Here is a 15,947-nt window from a genome sequence, read left to right as displayed (position 1 = left end):
TCGGTCAGGCCTGGAAGGGGAAGCCGAGCGCCTTGAGCAGCGCGCGACCCTCGTCGTCCGACTTGGCCGTGGTGACGACGGTGATGTCGAAGCCACGGACACGGTCGATCCGGTCCTGGTCGATCTCGTGGAACACGGACTGCTCCTGGAGACCGAACGTGTAGTTGCCGTTGCCGTCGAACTGCTTCGGGCTCAGGCCGCGGAAGTCGCGGATGCGGGGCAGCGCGAGCGTCAGCAGACGGTCGAGGAACTCCCACATGCGGTCGCCGCGCAGCGTCACGTGGGCGCCGATCGGCATGCCCTCGCGCAGCTTGAACTGCGCGATCGACTTGCGTGCCTTCGTCACCATCGGCTTCTGACCGGTGATGGCCGTGAGGTCCTTCACCGCGCCGTCGATGACCTTCGAGTCACGGGCTGCGTCGCCGACGCCCGTGTTCACGACGATCTTCACGAGGCCGGGGACCTGCATGACGTTCGCGTACTCGAACTGCGAGCGCAGCTGGTCCACGATCTCCGCGCGGTACTGCGCCTTGAGGCGCGGCAAGCGCACTGCCGTGTCAGTCATTGCTCTTGATCTCCTTGCCCGAGCGCGTGCTCACACGCACCTTCGTCGTCACCTGCACGCCATCCTTCTCGACCTTTGCGATCGAGGCGCGGACGCGCGTGGGCTTCTTGGTCTCCGGGTCGACGAGCGCGACGTTCGAGAGGTGGATCGGGGCCTCGTGGGTCTCGATGCCACCCGTCTTCGTGCCGCGCTGCGTCTGGCCGACCTTCACGTGCTTCGTCACGAGGTTCACGCCCTCGACGATCACGCGGTCCTGCTCCTTGAGCACCTCGAGCACGCGACCGGTCTTGCCGCGGTCTCCACCGCGGCTCTCCCGGCCACCCGAGATGACCTGGACGGTGTCACCCTTCTTGATGGTCGCCATCACAGCACCTCCGGCGCGAGCGAGACGATCTTCATGAATCGCTTGTCGCGCAGCTCACGGCCGACCGGTCCGAAGATTCGGGTGCCACGGGGGTCACCATCGGTCTTCAGGATCACGGCGGCGTTCTCGTCGAACTTGATGTAGGAGCCGTCTGCTCGACGCGTCTCCTTCTTCGTGCGGACGACGACGGCCTTGACCACGTCGCCCTTCTTCACGTTGCCACCGGGGATGGCGTCCTTGACCGTCGCGACGATGGTGTCGCCGAGACCTGCGTAGCGACGGCCGGAGCCGCCGAGCACGCGAATGGTCAGGAGCTCCTTGGCGCCCGTGTTGTCGGCCACCTTGATGCGGGATTCCTGCTGGATCATGTCCGGATCTCCTTGCGGCCTACTTGGCCTTCTCGAGGACCTCGACCAGACGCCAGCGCTTGGTGGCGCTCGTCGGTCGAGTCTCCGCGATCAGGACGCGGTCGCCGATGCCGGCGGTATTCTGCTCGTCGTGCGCCTTGACCTTCGACGACGTGCGGATCACCTTGCCGTACAGCGGGTGCTTCACGCGGTCCTCGACCTCGACGACGATGGTCTTCTCCATCTTGTCGCTGACGACGAATCCCTGACGCGACTTTCGGTAGCCGCGCTGGATCGCCTCAGCGGCATCAGCCTGCTTGGCCATCAGCTCTCCTCAGCCTTCTCGGCCTCGGTGGCCTTCTTGGACTTCTTCTTCTCCGCGGTCTTCTCCACCGGCGCCGGGGAGGCGCTGATCCCGAGCTCGCGCTCGCGGATCACGGTGTAGAGACGCGCGATGTCGCGCTTCACGGCACGCACGCGGCCGTGGCTCTCGAGCTGCCCGGTCGCGGCCTGGAAGCGCAGGTTGAACAGCTCCTCCTTGGCACGCTTGAGCTCGGCGACGAGACGCTCGTCGTCGAACGTGGCCAGCTCCACGGGGAGCAGCTCCTTCGTTCCGATCGCCATTATGCGTCAGCCTCCTCGCGGGTGATGATGCGCGCCTTGAGCGGCAGCTTGTGGATTGCACGGGTCATGGCCTCGCGGGCCAGGGCCTCGTCGACGCCGGCGACCTCGAAGAGGACGCGACCCGGCTTGACGTTGGCGACCCACCACTCGGGCGAGCCCTTGCCGGAGCCCATGCGGGTCTCGGCAGGCTTCTTCGTCAGCGGACGGTCGGGGTAGATGTTGATCCACACCTTGCCGCCACGCTTGATGTGACGCGTCATGGCGATACGAGCGGACTCGATCTGACGGTTCGTCACGTACGCGGGCGTGAGGGCCTGGATGCCGAACTCGCCGAAGTTGACCTTCGTGCCGCCGGTGGCCTGGCCCGTGCGCTTGGGGTGGTGCTGCTTGCGGTGCTTGACGCGACGCGGGATGAGCATGATCAGCCCTCCGATCCGGCGTTCGCGGAGTCGCGGCGGGGACCGCGACGCTCCGGACGCTGCGACTTCTGGTTCGCCTGCTCGCGAGCGAGCTCGCGGTTGGTGATGTCGCCCTTGTAGATCCACACCTTCACGCCGATGCGGCCGAACGTCGTCCTGGCCTCGTAGAAGCCGTAGTCGATGTTGGCGCGCAGCGTGTGCAGGGGCACGCGGCCCTCGCGGTAGAACTCGCTGCGGCTCATCTCCGCGCCGCCGAGGCGACCGGAGACCTGCACGCGAACGCCCTTGGCGCCAGCGCGCTGGGCGCTCTGCAGGCCCTTGCGCATCGCGCGGCGGAACGCCACGCGGGCGCTCAGCTGCTCGGCGATGCCCTGCGCGACCAGCTGCGCCTCGGCCTCGGGGTTCTTCACCTCGAGGATGTTCAGCTGGATCTGCTTGGCGGTGAGCTTCTCGAGCTCGGAGCGGATGCGCTCGGCCTCCGCACCGCGGCGGCCGATGACGATGCCCGGACGTGCCGTGTGGATGTCCACGCGGACGCGGTCGCGGGTGCGCTCGATCTCGATGCGTGCGACACCGGCCCGGTCGAGGCTCTTCTTGAGCATCTCGCGGATCTTGATGTCCTCAGCCACGTAGTCGGCGTAGCGCTGACCAGGCTTCGAGGAGTCGGCGAACCACCGCGACACATGGTCGGTGGTGATGCCGAGGCGGAACCCGTACGGGTTGACCTTCTGTCCCATTGCTTCCTAGACCTCCGTCTCGGGCGTGGCCAGCACGACGGTGATGTGGCTCGTGCGCTTGTTGATGCGGAATGCACGGCCCTGCGCACGCGGACGGAACCGCTTGAGCGTGGTGCCCTCGTCGACGAATGCGCGGGACACGTACAGGTCCTGCTCGTCGAGGTACTGGTTCTGCGCGTCTGCCTTCACACGCGCGTTCGCCACCGCGGAGGCGACGAGCTTGCGGACCGGCTCAGCGGCGCTCTGCGGCGCGAACTTCAGGATGGCCATGGCCTCCTCGGCCTGCTTGCCGCGGATGAGGTCCACGACACGTCGGGCCTTCTGCGGGGTGATGCGGATGTGCCGCACCCGAGCGATCGACTCGATCATCTCTTCCTCCTGTCAGCGTCGCCGCGTCAGCGGCGACGGCCCTTCTTGTCGTCCTTCACGTGGCCGCGGAAGGTACGCGTCGGCGCGAACTCGCCGAGCTTGTGACCCACCATCGACTCGGTGACGAACACCGGGATGTGCTTGCGACCGTCGTGGACGGCGATCGTGTGACCGAGCATCGCGGGCACGATCATCGAGCGGCGCGACCAGGTACGGATGACGTTCTTGCTGCCGGCCTCGTTCTGACGGACCACCTTCTGGAACAGGTGGTCGTCGACGAACGGGCCCTTCTTGAGGCTGCGAGGCATCTTGGGTTACTTCCGCTTCTTGTTCGTGGACCGGCGACGGACGATGAGCTTGTCGCTCTCCTTGTTGGGGCGACGGGTACGGCCCTCGGGCTTGCCCCACGGGCTCACCGGGTGACGGCCACCGCTCGTCTTGCCCTCGCCACCACCGTGCGGGTGGTCGACCGGGTTCATCGCCACGCCACGGACCGTCGGGCGGATGCCCTTCCAACGGTTGCGGCCGGCCTTGCCCCAGTTGATGTTCGACTGCTCGGCGTTGCCGACCTCGCCGATCGTCGCGCGGCAGCGTGCATCGACGTTGCGGATCTCGCCCGAGGGGAGACGCAGCTGGGCGTAGGGGCCGTCCTTCGCGACGAGGCGCACCGAGGCGCCCGCCGAGCGAGCCAGCTTCGCGCCGCCACCCGGGCGGAGCTCGATGGCGTGGATGACCGTACCCGTGGGGATGTTGCGCAGCGGCAGGTTGTTGCCGGGCTTGATGTCGGCGCCGGAGCCCGACTCCACCACGTCACCCTGCGACAGCTTGTTCGGCGCGATGATGTAGCGCTTCGTGCCGTCCGCGAAGTGCAGCAGCGCGATGCGCGCCGTGCGGTTCGGGTCGTACTCGATGTGCGCGACGCGGGCGTCGATGCCGTCCTTGTCGTGACGACGGAAGTCGATCACGCGGTACTGGCGCTTGTGGCCACCACCGATGTGACGCGTCGTGATGCGACCGGTGTTGTTGCGACCACCGGTCTTGGGCAGCGGGCGCAGCAGCGACTTCTCGGGCGTCGAGCGCGTGATCTCCGCGAAGTCGGCGACCGACGAGCCACGACGACCCGGGGTCGTCGGCTTGTACTTGCGAATAGCCATGTGTCTAGTCCTCAGATCCTCAGCCGACGGCCGTGAAGATGTCGATCGAGCCGGAGCGGAGCGTGACGATGGCGCGCTTGGTGTCCTTGCGCTTGCCAAGGCCGAACTTCGTGCGGCGGGTCTTGCCCTGACGGTTCAGCGTGTTCACACGCTCGACCTTGACGCCGAAGATCTTCTCGATTGCGAGACGGATCTCGGTCTTCGAGGCGCGGGGGTCGACCTCGAACGTGTAGCTGCCGCGGTCGATGAGCGAGTAGCTCTTCTCCGAGACGATGGGGCGCAGGATGACGTCGCGCGGGTCCTTGTGGATGCTCATCGGTCCTCACCCTTCTCGGCATCTGCCTTGGCGGCGTCGGCCTTCGTGGCCTTCGCCTTCGGAGCCTTCTTGGCGGGCTCGGCCTCGACGGTCTCGTCGGCCTTCGCAGCCTTCGCCTTCGGAGCCTTCTTGGCGGGCTCGGCCTCGACGGTCTCGTCGGCGTCGGCCTTCGCAGCCTTCGCCTTCGGAGCCTTCTTCGCGGCCTCGACCTCGACGAGCTCACCCGTGCGAGCCTCGACGAACGCCTGGTAGGCGACCTTCGAGAAGACGATGTCGTCGCTCACGAGCACGTCGTACGCGTTGAGCTGGCTCCACGTGAGCACGTGGACGTTGCCCAGGTTGCGCACCGAGAGCCATGCCGACTCCTCGTCGCGGTGCAGGACCACGAGCACGTTCCTCGACGACGCCACCGACGCCAGCAGCGCGACGGCTGCCTTCGTCGAGGGAGCCTCGTCGGTGCCGAACGACTCCACGACGTGGAGGCGGCCACCGCGAGCGCGGTCGGAGAGCGCACCGCGGAGCGCGGCGGCGATCATCTTCTTGGGGGTCCGCTGCGAGTAGTCGCGCGGCGTCGGGCCGTGCACGACGCCACCGCCACGGTGCTCGGGCTGGCGGATCGAGCCCTGGCGCGAACGGCCGGTGCCCTTCTGCTTGAAGGGCTTGCGGCCTGCGCCGGAGACCTCGCCGCGGTTCTTCGTGCTGTGCGTGCCCTGACGGGCTGCAGCGAGCTGCGCGACGACCACCTGGTGGATCAGGGGAACGTTCGTCTGGACGTCGAAGAGCGACTCGGGCAGCTCGAGCGAGCCAGCCTTCGCACCCTTGGCGTCGAGGACGTCGACCTTGTTCGCCATGGTCAGGCTCCCTTCACGGCGTTGCGGACGAAGACGATGCGGCCACGAGCACCGGGGACGGCGCCCTTGACGAGCAGCAGACCCTTCTCGAGGTCGACGGCGTGCACCGTGAGGTTCATCACGGTCACGCGGTCGCCGCCCATGCGGCCGGCCATGCGCATGCCGCGGAAGACGCGGCTCGGCGTCGAGGACGCACCGATCGAGCCCGGCTTGCGGTGGTTGCGGTGCGCACCGTGCGACGCCGAGACGCCAGCGAAGTTGTGACGCTTCATGACGCCGGCGAAGCCCTTGCCCTTCGAGGTGCCGACGACGTCGACCTTCTGGCCGGCCTGGAACGCGTCGACCGCGATCTCCTGGCCGAGCGAGTACTCGGAGGCGTTGGCGGTGCGGACCTCGGTGAGGTGGCGGCGCGGCGTGGTGCCCGCGGCCTTGAAGTGACCGGCCTTGGGCTGGTTCACCTTGCGGGGGTCGATCTGGCCGAACGCGATCTGGATCGCGTCGTAGCCGTCACGCTCGGGCGTGCGGATCTGCGTGACCACGTTGGGCGTGATCTCGACGACGGTGACGGGGATGAGCTTGTTCTGCTCGTCCCACACCTGCGTCATGCCGAGCTTCCGGCCCAGCAGACCCTGAGTCGTTGCGAGGGTGGACATGCGATTCCTTAGAGCTTGATCTCGATGTTGACGTCGGCAGGGAGGTCGAGGCGCATGAGCGAGTCGACCGCCTTGGGCGTCGGGTCGATGATGTCGATGAGGCGCTTGTGCGTGCGCTTCTCGAAGTGCTCGCGGCTGTCCTTGTACTTGTGGGGAGAGCGGATGACCGCCACCACGTTCTTCTCGGTCGGCAGCGGCACAGGGCCCACCACCGTCGCGCCCGCACGGGTCACGGTGTCGACGATCTTCCGCGCCGACGAGTCGATGACCTCGTGGTCGTACGACTTCAGTCGGATGCGGATCTTCTGTCCCGCCATGGCTGTGTCCTTCTCTCATCGACGCGCGGCCGTCACCGACCACGCTTCACATTGCTGTGCGCCGCACTGCCGTGCGCCCTGTTCTTCTGTCAACGCCCACGAGGGGCATGCCGGAGATTCCGCAGGACATGCCTGCATCGAGCTTCGGCGAAGTGATGTCGATCTGCCCGCGGCCCAGGATCTCTACTCCTGTGCACAGCCAGGCAGTGAGCCGCGATCGCGGCGTCTGCAACCTGACGATTCTCGCACGCATGGGGAGGTGCGTGCAACCCGGGCGTGTCGCATCGCGCGCCAGCACTGGTCGATCGAGTGGCGGGGCGTCTCGGTGACCACCGGGCGCGCGATGTGCGTGACCCCGCTTCGCGGCCACCGCCCCGGTCGCGCCAGCACTCGTCGATCGAGCGGCGGGGCGTCTCGGTGACCACCGGGCGCGCGATGTGCGTGACCCCGCTTCGCGGCCACCGCCCCGGCCGCGCCAGCACTGGGAGACCGAGTCGCAGGGCGTCTCGGCGACCACCGGGCGCGCGATGTGCGTGACCCCGCTTCGCGGCCACCGTCACCGGTCGGCAGGTGCTCGCGCCGTCGGGTCCGAGCGTAGCGCCGCCCGCCGGCATGCGGGTCGCTGCGCTCCCCGCAGGGACCGTCTCCGTGCGAGGCGCCGACCCACCCGCTCCGTGAGGTGCGAGCGCAGCGAGCCTCGAAGGGAGCGCACCACCACGGCGGCGGACCACGGATCGGTAGCGTTGCCCGCATGGGCGATGACGCACGACAGGCCGCACGACGCACCCGCGACGCCATGCACCTCGACCCCCTGTGGCCGCGCGCCGGGGGCTGGCCCGACCTCGGCGACGATGCCGTCGACGCCGTGCTCGTCGGCATCGGCACCCACGCGACGAGCATCAGCCCCACGGGCGCGCACGCGACGCCGCTCGCGGTGCGCGAGGCGCTGGCTCGCTTCGCGTCGCACGCCGCCGGCGCCGACCTCGCCGCGCTGCGCATCGCCGACGCAGGCGACGCCGTCGACCCCGATGCCGACGAGGATGCGGCTGCAGCGCTCGTCGCACGCGCCGCCGAGCGCTCCCGCCTCGTCATCGTCGTCGGCGGCGACAACGCCGCGACCGTGCCCGCAGCGCTCGGCGCATGGCGGGGCGCCGGCTCCGAGCCGTCCGGAGCCGGCCTCGTGACGCTCGACGCGCACCACGACCTGCGCGACGGACGCTCGAACGGCTCCCCGGTGCGCAGGCTCGTCGAGGCAGGGCTGCAGGGCACGCGGACCGTGCAGATCGGGATCCAGGACTTCGCGAACTCGCACCGCTACGCGCAGCGAGCCGTCGAGCTCGGCATCGCGGTCGAGACGCGCGCCGCGGTCGAGGAGGAGCCGGTCTGCGTCGTCGCGCAGCGGGCGCTGACGATCGCGGGCGGCGACGGCGGCCCGATCCACGTCGACGTCGACGTCGACGTCGTCGACCGGGCGGCCGTGCCCGCCTGCCCCGCATCGGTGCCCGGCGGCATCTCGGCGTGGCGGCTGCGTTCGCTCGTGCGGGCCCTCGCACGGGATCCGCGCGTGCGATCCCTCGACCTCACCGAGGTGGATGCGACCGCCGACGCCGCCGACGGCCGCACGGTGCGCCTGACGGCGCTGTGCGTGCTCGAGGCCCTCGCGGGCCTCGCCGAGCGCGACCGCTGACCTGCGTCGCTCCGGCTCGCTTCGTCCCGGCCCTCGAGATGCGCGCATGCACGAGGTGACGCCGAGCAGGCCCTCGCCTGCACATCGCACACGGAGACCCGCTCGGCGTCACCTCGTGCACGACGAAGGGGACCCTGCGATCCGGCTCTCGCCCTCGACCACCCGCTCCCCCGCCCGCCACACCGCGTGGGTGAGGGGCACGCCCGGTCGGTAGGCGAGGTGGGCGGCCGCCGGCGCGTCGAGCACGTGCAGATCGGCGCGGGCGCCGACGCGGATGCGGCCGAGATCCGGCAGGCCAGGCGCTGGCACGTCGCGGCCGAGCGCCATGGCGCCGCCGAGCGTCGCCGCGCGCACGGCCTCCGCGACCGTCAGGCGCTGCTGCAGCACGGCCGTCGCGACGCAGAACGCCATCGACGTCGTGTACGACGTGCCCGGGTTCGCGTTCGACGCGATCGCGACCACGGCTCCAGCATCGACGAGGGCACGGGCCGGCGCGAGCGGCATGCGCGTCGACAGGTCGCACGCGGGCAGCAGCGTCGCGACCGTGCCGCGCGCCCCGTCCGCCCACGACGCGGCGAGCAGCGCGATCTCCTCGTCGTCGACGAACCCCACGTGGTCGACGCTGCGGGCGCCGAGCCGCACGGCGAGCCGCACGCCGGGCCCGGGGCCCAGCTGGTTGCCGTGCACGCGCAGCGCGAGCCCCGCATCCCGGCCCGCCTCGAGCACGCGCCGTGACTGCGCCTCGTCGAACGCGCCGCGCTCGCAGAAGACGTCGATGGCGTCGACGTGGGGGCGCACGGCGTCGAGCATGGGCCCGACCACGTCGTCGAGGTAGCCGTCGGCGTCGCGGCCGTCGGGCACGAGGTGCGCGCCGAGGAACGTCACGGCGTCGGCGCGCGTCGCGGCGATGCGAGCCGACCGCTCCTCGTCGACGACCGTGAGCCCGTACCCCGTCTTCGTCTCGAACGCGGTCGTGCCGCCACGCGCCATCTCGTCGACGAGCACGTCGTACCGGGCCTGCAGCTGCGCATCCGAGGCGGCGCGCGTGGCTGCGACGGTCGTCGCGATCCCGCCAGCCGCGTACGGCTCCCCCGCCATGCGCGCCTCGAACTCCGCCGACCGGTCGCCTGCGAACACCAGGTGCGTGTGGCTGTCGACCCATCCCGGCAGCACCGCCCGGCCTGCGACGTCGACGCGCGTCTCGGCAGCGGGTGCATCGGCGGCGCGCCCGACCCACGCGATGCGGGCACCCTCCAGCACGACCGCGGCATCCCGCAGCCGACCACCGTCGTGGGCGTCGTCGTGGGTCGTGAGCTCGCCGATGCCCGTGACGAGCGTCGACGCGGCGCGGCTGCCCATCATCCCTCCAACATGGGGATGCGGATGCCGTGCGCGTCGGCGAACTCGGTCGCCTCGTCGTAGCCGGCGTCCGCGTGCCGCAGCACGCCCATCGCGGGGTCGTTGCGCAGCACGGCCTCGAGCCGCTCGGAGGCGAGGGGCGTGCCGTCGGCGACCGTCACCTGCCCCGCGTGGATCGAGCGCCCCATGCCGACGCCGCCGCCGTGGTGGATCGACACCCAGCTCGCACCCGAGGCCGTGGCGGTGAGGGCGTTGAGCAGCGGCCAGTCGGCGATGGCATCGGAGCCGTCCTTCATCGCCTCCGTCTCGCGGTACGGGCTGGCGACGGAGCCCGCATCGAGGTGGTCGCGCCCGATGACGATCGGGGCGGAGAGCTCGCCGGAGGCGACCATCTCGTTGAAGCGGAGTCCCGCGAGGTGCCGCTGCTCGGCACCGAGCCAGCAGATGCGCGCCGGGAGCCCTTGGAACGCGACGCGCTCGCCTGCGAGCTCGATCCAGCGCCGCAGGTGCGGGTCGTCGCCGAAGAGCTCGAGGATCGCGCGGTCGGTCGCGGCGATGTCGGCGGGATCGCCGGAGAGCGCGACCCAGCGGAACGGTCCCTTGCCGAGCGCGAACAGGGGTCGGATGTAGGCGGGCACGAAGCCCGGGAAGTCGAACGCGCGCTCGTATCCGCCCTCGCGCGCCTCGGCGCGCAGCGAGTTGCCGTAGTCGAACACCTCGGCGCCCGCGTCCTGGAAGCCCACCATCGCCTCGACGTGGCGAGCCATCGACGCGCGCGCCATGGCGGCGAATCCCTCAGGGTCGGCCTCGCGCGCTGCATCCCACTCGTCGAAGGCGACCTCGATCGGCAGGTACGCGAGCGGGTCGTGCGCGCTCGTCTGATCGGTGACGACGTCGATGGGCGCACCCATCGCCAGCAGTCGCGGCACGACGTCGGCGGCGTTGCCGAGCACGCCGATCGAGACGGCACGTCCTTCGTCGCGAGCGCGGATCGCCCGCGCGACCGCGTCGTCCAGGTCGTCGGCGCGCTCGTCGAGGTAGCGGTGCTCGATGCGGCGATCGATGCGCGACGCGTCGACCTCGACGCAGATCGCGACGCCGCCCTGCATCGTCACGGCGAGCGGCTGCGCGCCACCCATGCCGCCGAGGCCTGCCGTGAGGGTGATGGTGCCCGCGAGCGACTCGCGGCCGAGCGCGCGGGCGACGGCGCCGAACGTCTCGTACGTGCCCTGCAGGATGCCCTGCGTGCCGATGTAGATCCACGAGCCCGCGGTCATCTGGCCGTACATCATGAGACCGGCGGCCTCGAGCCTGCGCAGCTCGGGCCACGTCGCCCAGTCGCCGACGAGGTTCGAGTTGGCGATGAGCACGCGCGGCGCTCGCTCGTGGGTGCGCAGCACGCCGACGGGCTTGCCGGACTGCACGAGCATCGTCTCGTCGTCGCCGAGCGTCTCGAGGGTGCGCACGATCGCGTCGAACGCCTCCCACGACCGCGCCGCCTTGCCGGTGCCGCCGTAGACGACGAGCGCATCGGGATGCTCGGCGACCTCGGGGTCGAGGTTGTTCTGCAGCATGCGCAGCACCGCCTCCTGCTGCCACCCCTTCGTGTGCAGCCGGGTGCCGCGGTGGGCGCGCACGGGCCGCGGCCCGCTCGTGGTGCCAGAGGTCATCGGTCGCTCCTTGCGTCGGCGTCGGCGGATGCCGGCGCGAGTTCGTGGATGCCGCAGGCGGCGAGCAGGTCGCCGGAGGCGACGAGCGCGCGCACCGCGGCGATGTCGGGTGCCAGGAAGCGGTCGGGCCCCGCGGGCGGCACGTGCTCGCGGATCGCCGCGACGACGGCGCCCGTGCGCGGACCGGCTGCCGGCTCGCGCAGGTCGATGCCGCGCGCCGCGGTCATGACCTCGATCGCGAGCACCTGCTCGAGGCCGTCGAGCGCACGGCGCAGCTTGCGTGCGGCACCCCACCCCATCGACACGTGGTCCTCCTGCATGGCGCTGGAGGGGATGGAGTCGACGGAGGCCGGCATGGCGAGGCGCTTGAGCTCGGAGACGATGCCCGCCTGCGTGTACTGGGCGATCATGAGGCCGGAGTCGACGCCCGGCTCGGCGGCGAGGAAGGGCGGCAGGCCGTGGCTGCGTGCCGGGTCGAGGAAGCGGTCGGTGCGTCGCTCGCTCATGGAGGCGACGTCGGCGACGACGATCGCGAGGAAGTCGAGCACGGCGGCGACGGGGGCGCCGTGGAAGTTGCCGTTGGAGACGATGCGGCCGTCGAGCGTGACGACGGGGTTGTCGATGGCGGAGGCGAGCTCGACGGCGGCGACCCGTGCTGCGTGGTCGGCGGTGTCGCGGGCCGTGCCGTGCACCTGCGGTGCGCAGCGCAGCGAGTAGGCGTCCTGCACGCGCGTGTCCTCCGGGCCTGCGTGGCTGTGCACGATGGGGCTGTCCGCGAGCAGGCCCGCGATGCGCGCGGCGCTGGCGGCCTGGCCGACGTGCGGGCGCAGCGCCTGCAGGTCGGCGGCGAACGGGGCGTCGGTGCCGAGCAGCCCCTCGACGCTCATCGCCGCGGCGAGGTCGGCGGTGTCGAGCAGGCGCGCGAGGTCGGCGAGCGCGAGGCACAGCATGCCGAGCATGCCGTCGGTGCCGTTGACGAGCGCGAGCCCCTCCTTCTCGGCGAGCACGACGGGCTCGATGCCTGCGGCTGCGAGCGCGTCGGCAGCCGGCTGCACGACGCCGTCGACCCGCACGTCGCCCTCGCCCATGAGCGCGAGCGCCACGTGCGACAGCGGCGCGAGGTCGCCGGAGCAGCCGAGCGAGCCGTGCTCGCCGATCACGGGGTGGATGCCGGCGCCGAGCAGCGCCGCGTACGTCTCGACGACGACGGGGCGCACGCCCGTGCGGCCCGTCGCGAGCGTGCGCAGGCGCAGCAGCATGAGGGCGCGCACGACCTCGTCCTCGACGGCGGCGCCGGACGACGCGGCGTGGGAGCGGATGAGGCTCTGCTGCAGCCGCGTGCGATCGGCGGGTGCGATGGCGGTCGTCGCGAGCGCGCCGAATCCGGTGGAGATGCCGTAGTGGGGTGCGACGTCGTCGGCGAGCGCGTCGACGAGCGTCCGCGTCTCGGCGACCGCCGCGAGGGCGTCCGGATGGATGCGCACCGTCGCGCCGTGCCTGGCGACGGCGACGACGTCTGCTGCTGCGATGGGGGTTGCCCCGATGACGATCTCGACCATGACCCCATCTCAGCCCGGAAGCGTGCGGCGCGCATGGGCGTGCGCGACACTGGTGTCCGAGATCTCGGACGCTCGACGATGGGAGGTGGCGGTGCCGACGCCGCGCATGCCCGCCGCGCGCCATGCGCTGCGCGTGCTCGGGCTGCTCGCAGAGCACCTCGGCCCCGTCCGTGCGCAGACGATCGCACGCGAGCTCGGCATCCCGCGCTCGACGACGTACGACCTGCTCGCGGTCATGCGCGACGAGGGGTTCCTCGTGCACTACCCGGAGCTGGGCGCGTGGGGGCCGAGTGCGCGCGTTGCGCGCATCGGCTCGCGCGTCGATGCCGCGACGCGCATCGAGCGCCTCGGGCAGCCGCTGCTGGACCGGCTCGTGCGGGCCTCGCCCGTGCCGGCGACGGCGCATCTGGCCGTGCTGTCCGGCATCGACGTGCGCTACGCGGGTCGCGGGTCGGCCCGGCGCTCCCCCACGACGGTGTCGAGCGTCGGCGTGCGGCTGCCCGCCGTGCGCACCGCGACGGGCAGGGCGCTGCTCGCGGCGCTCGACGACGCGCAGGTGCGGGCTCTCGTGCCGCACGACGTCGACCTGGCAGGCGGGGAGCCTGCGACGCGTGCCGCGCTCGCCAGCATGCTCGCGGAGGTCCGCAGGCGCGGATGGTCGATCGAGCGCGGCGACGTCGATGCGGCGTACGGCTCGGTGGCGGCCGCCGCGATCGACGCGGTGGGCGACCCCGTCGCGGGCGTGGGGGTCACCGTGCGTCTCGACGACGCCGACGGCGCCGATGCGTGGCCTGCGCTGCAGGGGCTCGTGGTCGAGGTCGCCGCCGAGCTCAGCGCGCGCCTGGCTGCTCGCCGCTCGCAGCCCCCGGGGGGCATCCGGGCGTAGCGTCGCCGCAGAGCTCGCGCGTCATGAAGACGCTGTGCGGGTCGGGCACGTACGACCCGAACGGCGCGCACTCGGCGAACCCGGTGCGCAGGTAGAGGGCGCGGGCGGGGGCGAAGTACGGCTCGGCGCCCGTCTCGAGGCTCACGCGTGCCGCGCCTGCTGCGACCGCCTCGGCGAGCACGTGGTCGAGCAGCAGCCGACCGAGCCCGCCGCCACGGCGTGCGCCGGTCACGCGCATCGACTTCAGCTCGAGGTGGCCGTCTGCGACCGGCGCGAGCGCGACGGTGCCGAGCACGAGCTCGTCGTCGTCGCGCAGCACCCACAGCCGCACGCCTGGCGCCCGCAGCGCGGCGACGTCGAGCGCGTGCACCGACTCGGGTGGCGAGACGCTGCGCATGTCGGCGAGATGCTCGTCGAGGAAGGCGACGACGTCGTCGGCGATGCGAGGGTCGATGGCGATGGTGGGCACGCCCTCGACGCTAGCGGCGGCGTGCGTCGCGCAGATGACGCCGCGTCACCCTCGCGCGCCCTCGCGGGCGGCGTCGAGAGCGTCGCGCACGAGGCGTTGCAGCACGAGCGACTGCGCCCACGTCATGTGGCCGTCGTCCGCGTACACCGGCACGCCGCCCACGATGATCGGGCACTCGCCCAGCTCGAGGTCGCAGAACCATCCGAGGGTGGGCGTGACCCATGCCCCGGCCTCGGCGAGCCGCTCGGCGAGCACGTCGCGGCGATCCAGCTGCGCGTCCTGCAGCTCGAAGGCGCAGGGCGTCGGATCCTCGGACCGCAGCCCGTCGATGCAGGTGGAGAAGCCGATGGCCGGAGGTGGCGCGTCGAGCCACAGCACCGGCACGCCCGCGCCGACGAGCCGCTCGACGTACCTGCTCGTCGACGCCGCGAGCAGCCCCGCGACGTCGTCGGTGCGATCCTCGTAGCCTTCGCCGACCCACCACGCGCCGTACGAGACGACCACGAGGTCGGGTTCGCGCTCCTGGGCGAGCTCGACGACCTGATCGTTGCGGTCGGCGCAGCGCTGCTCGAACCACTCGCCCGTCTGCGCCGCGACCACGGGGCCGGACGCGAACGGGCACATCTCGCTGCCGAGCAGCTGCACCGTGGTCTCCGGGGCGACGGCGGCGCGCACGGCGGGCGCCCACGTCGTCGCCTGCGAGTCGCCGACGATCCAGATCTCCTCGCCGCTGGGGTCGGCGTCGACGTACGTGCAGTCCTCCAGATGGTCCACGTCGACCTCCGAGCATCCGTCGAGCCGCCACTCGGGCCCCAGCCCCGCCTCGCCGACGTCGAGGCCGTCGAGCATGAATCCGGGCTCTGCGAGCGCATCCTGGATGCGGGCGTCGAGCTCGCGTGCGTCGACGACGGGCGTGACGGCGACGTCGGTGGCGATCGCCTCGATGCGCGGGGCGGCGACGGTCGCGACGAGCGCGACGCACACGACGGCGGGCACGGCGACGGTCGTCCACGGCACCCGCACACGCGGCAGTGGCTGCGAGAGGGCACGCAGCAGCCTGCTCGAGAGCCAGGCGAGCACCACGGAGACGACGAGGATCGCGCCGCCGTCGACGAGGCCGACCGACTGCGCCCGCGCACCGCCGCGCTCGAGGTAGAGCCACAGCAGCGGCCAGTGCCACAGGTAGAGGCCGAACGAGATGCCGCCGAGCCACACGAGCGGTCGCAGGGCGAGCAGCCTGCCGACGCCGACGGGGGCCGTCACGCCCGAGCCCGACAGCAGCACGGCGACCGCGGCGAGGGTCGGCACGAGCGTGGGAAGGCCCGGGTGGCTCCACTCGACGGGCATGAGGCCCGCGAGGAGCATCGCCGCGAGGCCCAGCACGCCGACGATCGTGCGCACGACCGCCGACCATGCGATGCGCGATCCCAGCAGCGCCGCGAGCCCGCCGAGCGCGAGCTCCCATGCGCGAGCGCCGGTGTCGAAGTAGGCCAGCACGTGATCGGTCGAGACGGCCACGAGCGCGTAGGCGAACGACGCGGCGGCGACGACGGCCAGCAGGACCGTGGCGGATCGTCGGATGCGCTCGCGCACGCCGCGAC

Annotated in this window: 20 protein-coding genes and 1 pseudogene; 2 read left to right on the top strand and 19 right to left on the bottom strand. The window is 71.5% G+C overall.

Translation table 11 applies throughout. From position 1 onward, the window contains the following. Positions 1-4: 4 nt before the first annotated feature. The 14 genes and pseudogenes from rplE to rpsJ all read right to left on the bottom strand — a co-directional run bounded on the left by rplE (position 5) and on the right by rpsJ (position 6,716). Positions 5-565 carry a 50S ribosomal protein L5 gene (gene rplE / locus ACZ6H8_RS08145; RefSeq protein ID WP_464146230.1) on the bottom strand — a complete coding sequence of 187 codons (561 nt, stop codon included), beginning with the start codon at positions 563-565 and terminating at the stop codon, positions 5-7. Further along, entirely contained in the window at positions 558-929 is a 372-nt protein-coding gene (gene rplX, locus ACZ6H8_RS08140) for a 50S ribosomal protein L24 (RefSeq protein WP_464146228.1), read from the bottom strand. Before rplX ends, rplE begins: the two co-directional genes overlap by 8 nt. Then, a complete protein-coding gene (rplN, locus tag ACZ6H8_RS08135; RefSeq protein WP_464146227.1) occupies positions 929-1,297 on the bottom strand; it encodes a 50S ribosomal protein L14 in 369 nt (122 codons plus the stop codon). The genes rplX and rplN overlap by 1 nt, the downstream gene beginning before the upstream one ends. A 19-nt stretch (positions 1,298-1,316) precedes the next feature. After that, the gene (gene rpsQ / locus ACZ6H8_RS08130; RefSeq protein ID WP_464146225.1) at positions 1,317-1,601 is read right to left on the bottom strand and encodes a 30S ribosomal protein S17; all 285 of its coding nucleotides are present in this window, start codon (positions 1,599-1,601) and stop codon (positions 1,317-1,319) included. Beyond that, on the bottom strand, positions 1,601-1,900 hold the full coding sequence (gene rpmC, locus ACZ6H8_RS08125) for a 50S ribosomal protein L29 (RefSeq protein ID WP_464146224.1): 300 nt from the start codon (positions 1,898-1,900) through the stop codon (positions 1,601-1,603). Before rpmC ends, rpsQ begins: the two co-directional genes overlap by 1 nt. Further along, entirely contained in the window at positions 1,900-2,319 is a 420-nt protein-coding gene (gene rplP / locus ACZ6H8_RS08120; RefSeq protein WP_464146222.1) for a 50S ribosomal protein L16, read from the bottom strand. Before rplP ends, rpmC begins: the two co-directional genes overlap by 1 nt. A gap of 2 nt (positions 2,320-2,321) precedes the next feature. After that, positions 2,322-3,056 (bottom strand): 30S ribosomal protein S3, encoded by a 735-nt coding sequence (rpsC, locus tag ACZ6H8_RS08115; RefSeq protein WP_464146220.1) that lies wholly within the window; start codon positions 3,054-3,056, stop codon positions 2,322-2,324. A gap of 6 nt (positions 3,057-3,062) precedes the next feature. Further along, the gene (gene rplV, locus ACZ6H8_RS08110; protein WP_464146218.1) at positions 3,063-3,425 is read right to left on the bottom strand and encodes a 50S ribosomal protein L22; all 363 of its coding nucleotides are present in this window, start codon (positions 3,423-3,425) and stop codon (positions 3,063-3,065) included. A 26-nt stretch (positions 3,426-3,451) separates the two neighbouring features. Next, positions 3,452-3,733, bottom strand: coding sequence for a 30S ribosomal protein S19 (rpsS, locus tag ACZ6H8_RS08105; RefSeq protein ID WP_092503023.1), 282 nt, complete (start codon positions 3,731-3,733; stop codon positions 3,452-3,454). Between the two features lie 6 nt (positions 3,734-3,739). Beyond that, a complete protein-coding gene (gene rplB / locus ACZ6H8_RS08100) occupies positions 3,740-4,579 on the bottom strand; it encodes a 50S ribosomal protein L2 (RefSeq protein ID WP_464146216.1) in 840 nt (279 codons plus the stop codon). A gap of 19 nt (positions 4,580-4,598) precedes the next feature. Continuing rightward, the gene (gene rplW / locus ACZ6H8_RS08095) at positions 4,599-4,895 is read right to left on the bottom strand and encodes a 50S ribosomal protein L23 (protein ID WP_464146214.1); all 297 of its coding nucleotides are present in this window, start codon (positions 4,893-4,895) and stop codon (positions 4,599-4,601) included. A gap of 218 nt (positions 4,896-5,113) precedes the next feature. Next, a pseudogene (rplD, locus tag ACZ6H8_RS08090) lies at positions 5,114-5,746 on the bottom strand (50S ribosomal protein L4); the annotation flags it as partial. Positions 5,747-5,748: 2 nt separating this feature from the next. Continuing rightward, entirely contained in the window at positions 5,749-6,399 is a 651-nt protein-coding gene (gene rplC, locus ACZ6H8_RS08085; protein WP_464146212.1) for a 50S ribosomal protein L3, read from the bottom strand. Between the two features lie 8 nt (positions 6,400-6,407). Continuing rightward, positions 6,408-6,716, bottom strand: a complete 309-nt coding sequence (gene rpsJ, locus ACZ6H8_RS08080; protein ID WP_100388190.1) for a 30S ribosomal protein S10 — start codon at positions 6,714-6,716, stop codon at positions 6,408-6,410. Positions 6,717-7,467: 751 nt separating this feature from the next. Here rpsJ and ACZ6H8_RS08075 point away from each other — a divergent pair. Continuing rightward, entirely contained in the window at positions 7,468-8,403 is a 936-nt protein-coding gene (locus ACZ6H8_RS08075) for an arginase family protein (protein WP_464146210.1), read from the top strand. A gap of 108 nt (positions 8,404-8,511) precedes the next feature. Here ACZ6H8_RS08075 and hutI read toward each other — a convergent pair whose 3' ends face one another. From hutI to hutH, 3 genes are read right to left on the bottom strand one after another with little or no spacing between them, the layout of a single operon-like run. Continuing rightward, positions 8,512-9,765 carry an imidazolonepropionase gene (hutI, locus tag ACZ6H8_RS08070; RefSeq protein WP_464146208.1) on the bottom strand — a complete coding sequence of 418 codons (1,254 nt, stop codon included), beginning with the start codon at positions 9,763-9,765 and terminating at the stop codon, positions 8,512-8,514. Beyond that, positions 9,762-11,432 carry a urocanate hydratase gene (gene hutU, locus ACZ6H8_RS08065; RefSeq protein ID WP_464146206.1) on the bottom strand — a complete coding sequence of 557 codons (1,671 nt, stop codon included), beginning with the start codon at positions 11,430-11,432 and terminating at the stop codon, positions 9,762-9,764. Before hutU ends, hutI begins: the two co-directional genes overlap by 4 nt. After that, entirely contained in the window at positions 11,429-12,991 is a 1,563-nt protein-coding gene (gene hutH, locus ACZ6H8_RS08060; RefSeq protein ID WP_464146204.1) for a histidine ammonia-lyase, read from the bottom strand. The genes hutU and hutH overlap by 4 nt, the downstream gene beginning before the upstream one ends. 91 nt (positions 12,992-13,082) lie before the next feature. Here hutH and ACZ6H8_RS08055 point away from each other — a divergent pair, with 91 nt between their 5' ends. After that, a complete protein-coding gene (locus tag ACZ6H8_RS08055; protein WP_464146203.1) occupies positions 13,083-13,877 on the top strand; it encodes an IclR family transcriptional regulator in 795 nt (264 codons plus the stop codon). On the opposite strand, the gene ACZ6H8_RS08050 is transcribed toward ACZ6H8_RS08055, so the two are convergent. Together ACZ6H8_RS08050 and ACZ6H8_RS08045 are read right to left on the bottom strand one after the other, a co-directional pair. Beyond that, a complete protein-coding gene (locus ACZ6H8_RS08050) occupies positions 13,822-14,346 on the bottom strand; it encodes a GNAT family N-acetyltransferase (RefSeq protein WP_464146201.1) in 525 nt (174 codons plus the stop codon). The genes ACZ6H8_RS08055 and ACZ6H8_RS08050 overlap by 56 nt on opposite strands. Positions 14,347-14,391: 45 nt before the next feature. After that, the coding region (locus tag ACZ6H8_RS08045; protein WP_464146199.1) for an acyltransferase family protein at positions 14,392-15,947 on the bottom strand (1,556 nt) is incomplete at its 5' end.

It is taken from the genome of Agrococcus sp. AC640b (genome assembly GCF_979255995.1).
Note: the sequence above shows the minus strand (reverse complement) of the source record. Positions and strands in the feature narration are given on the sequence as shown.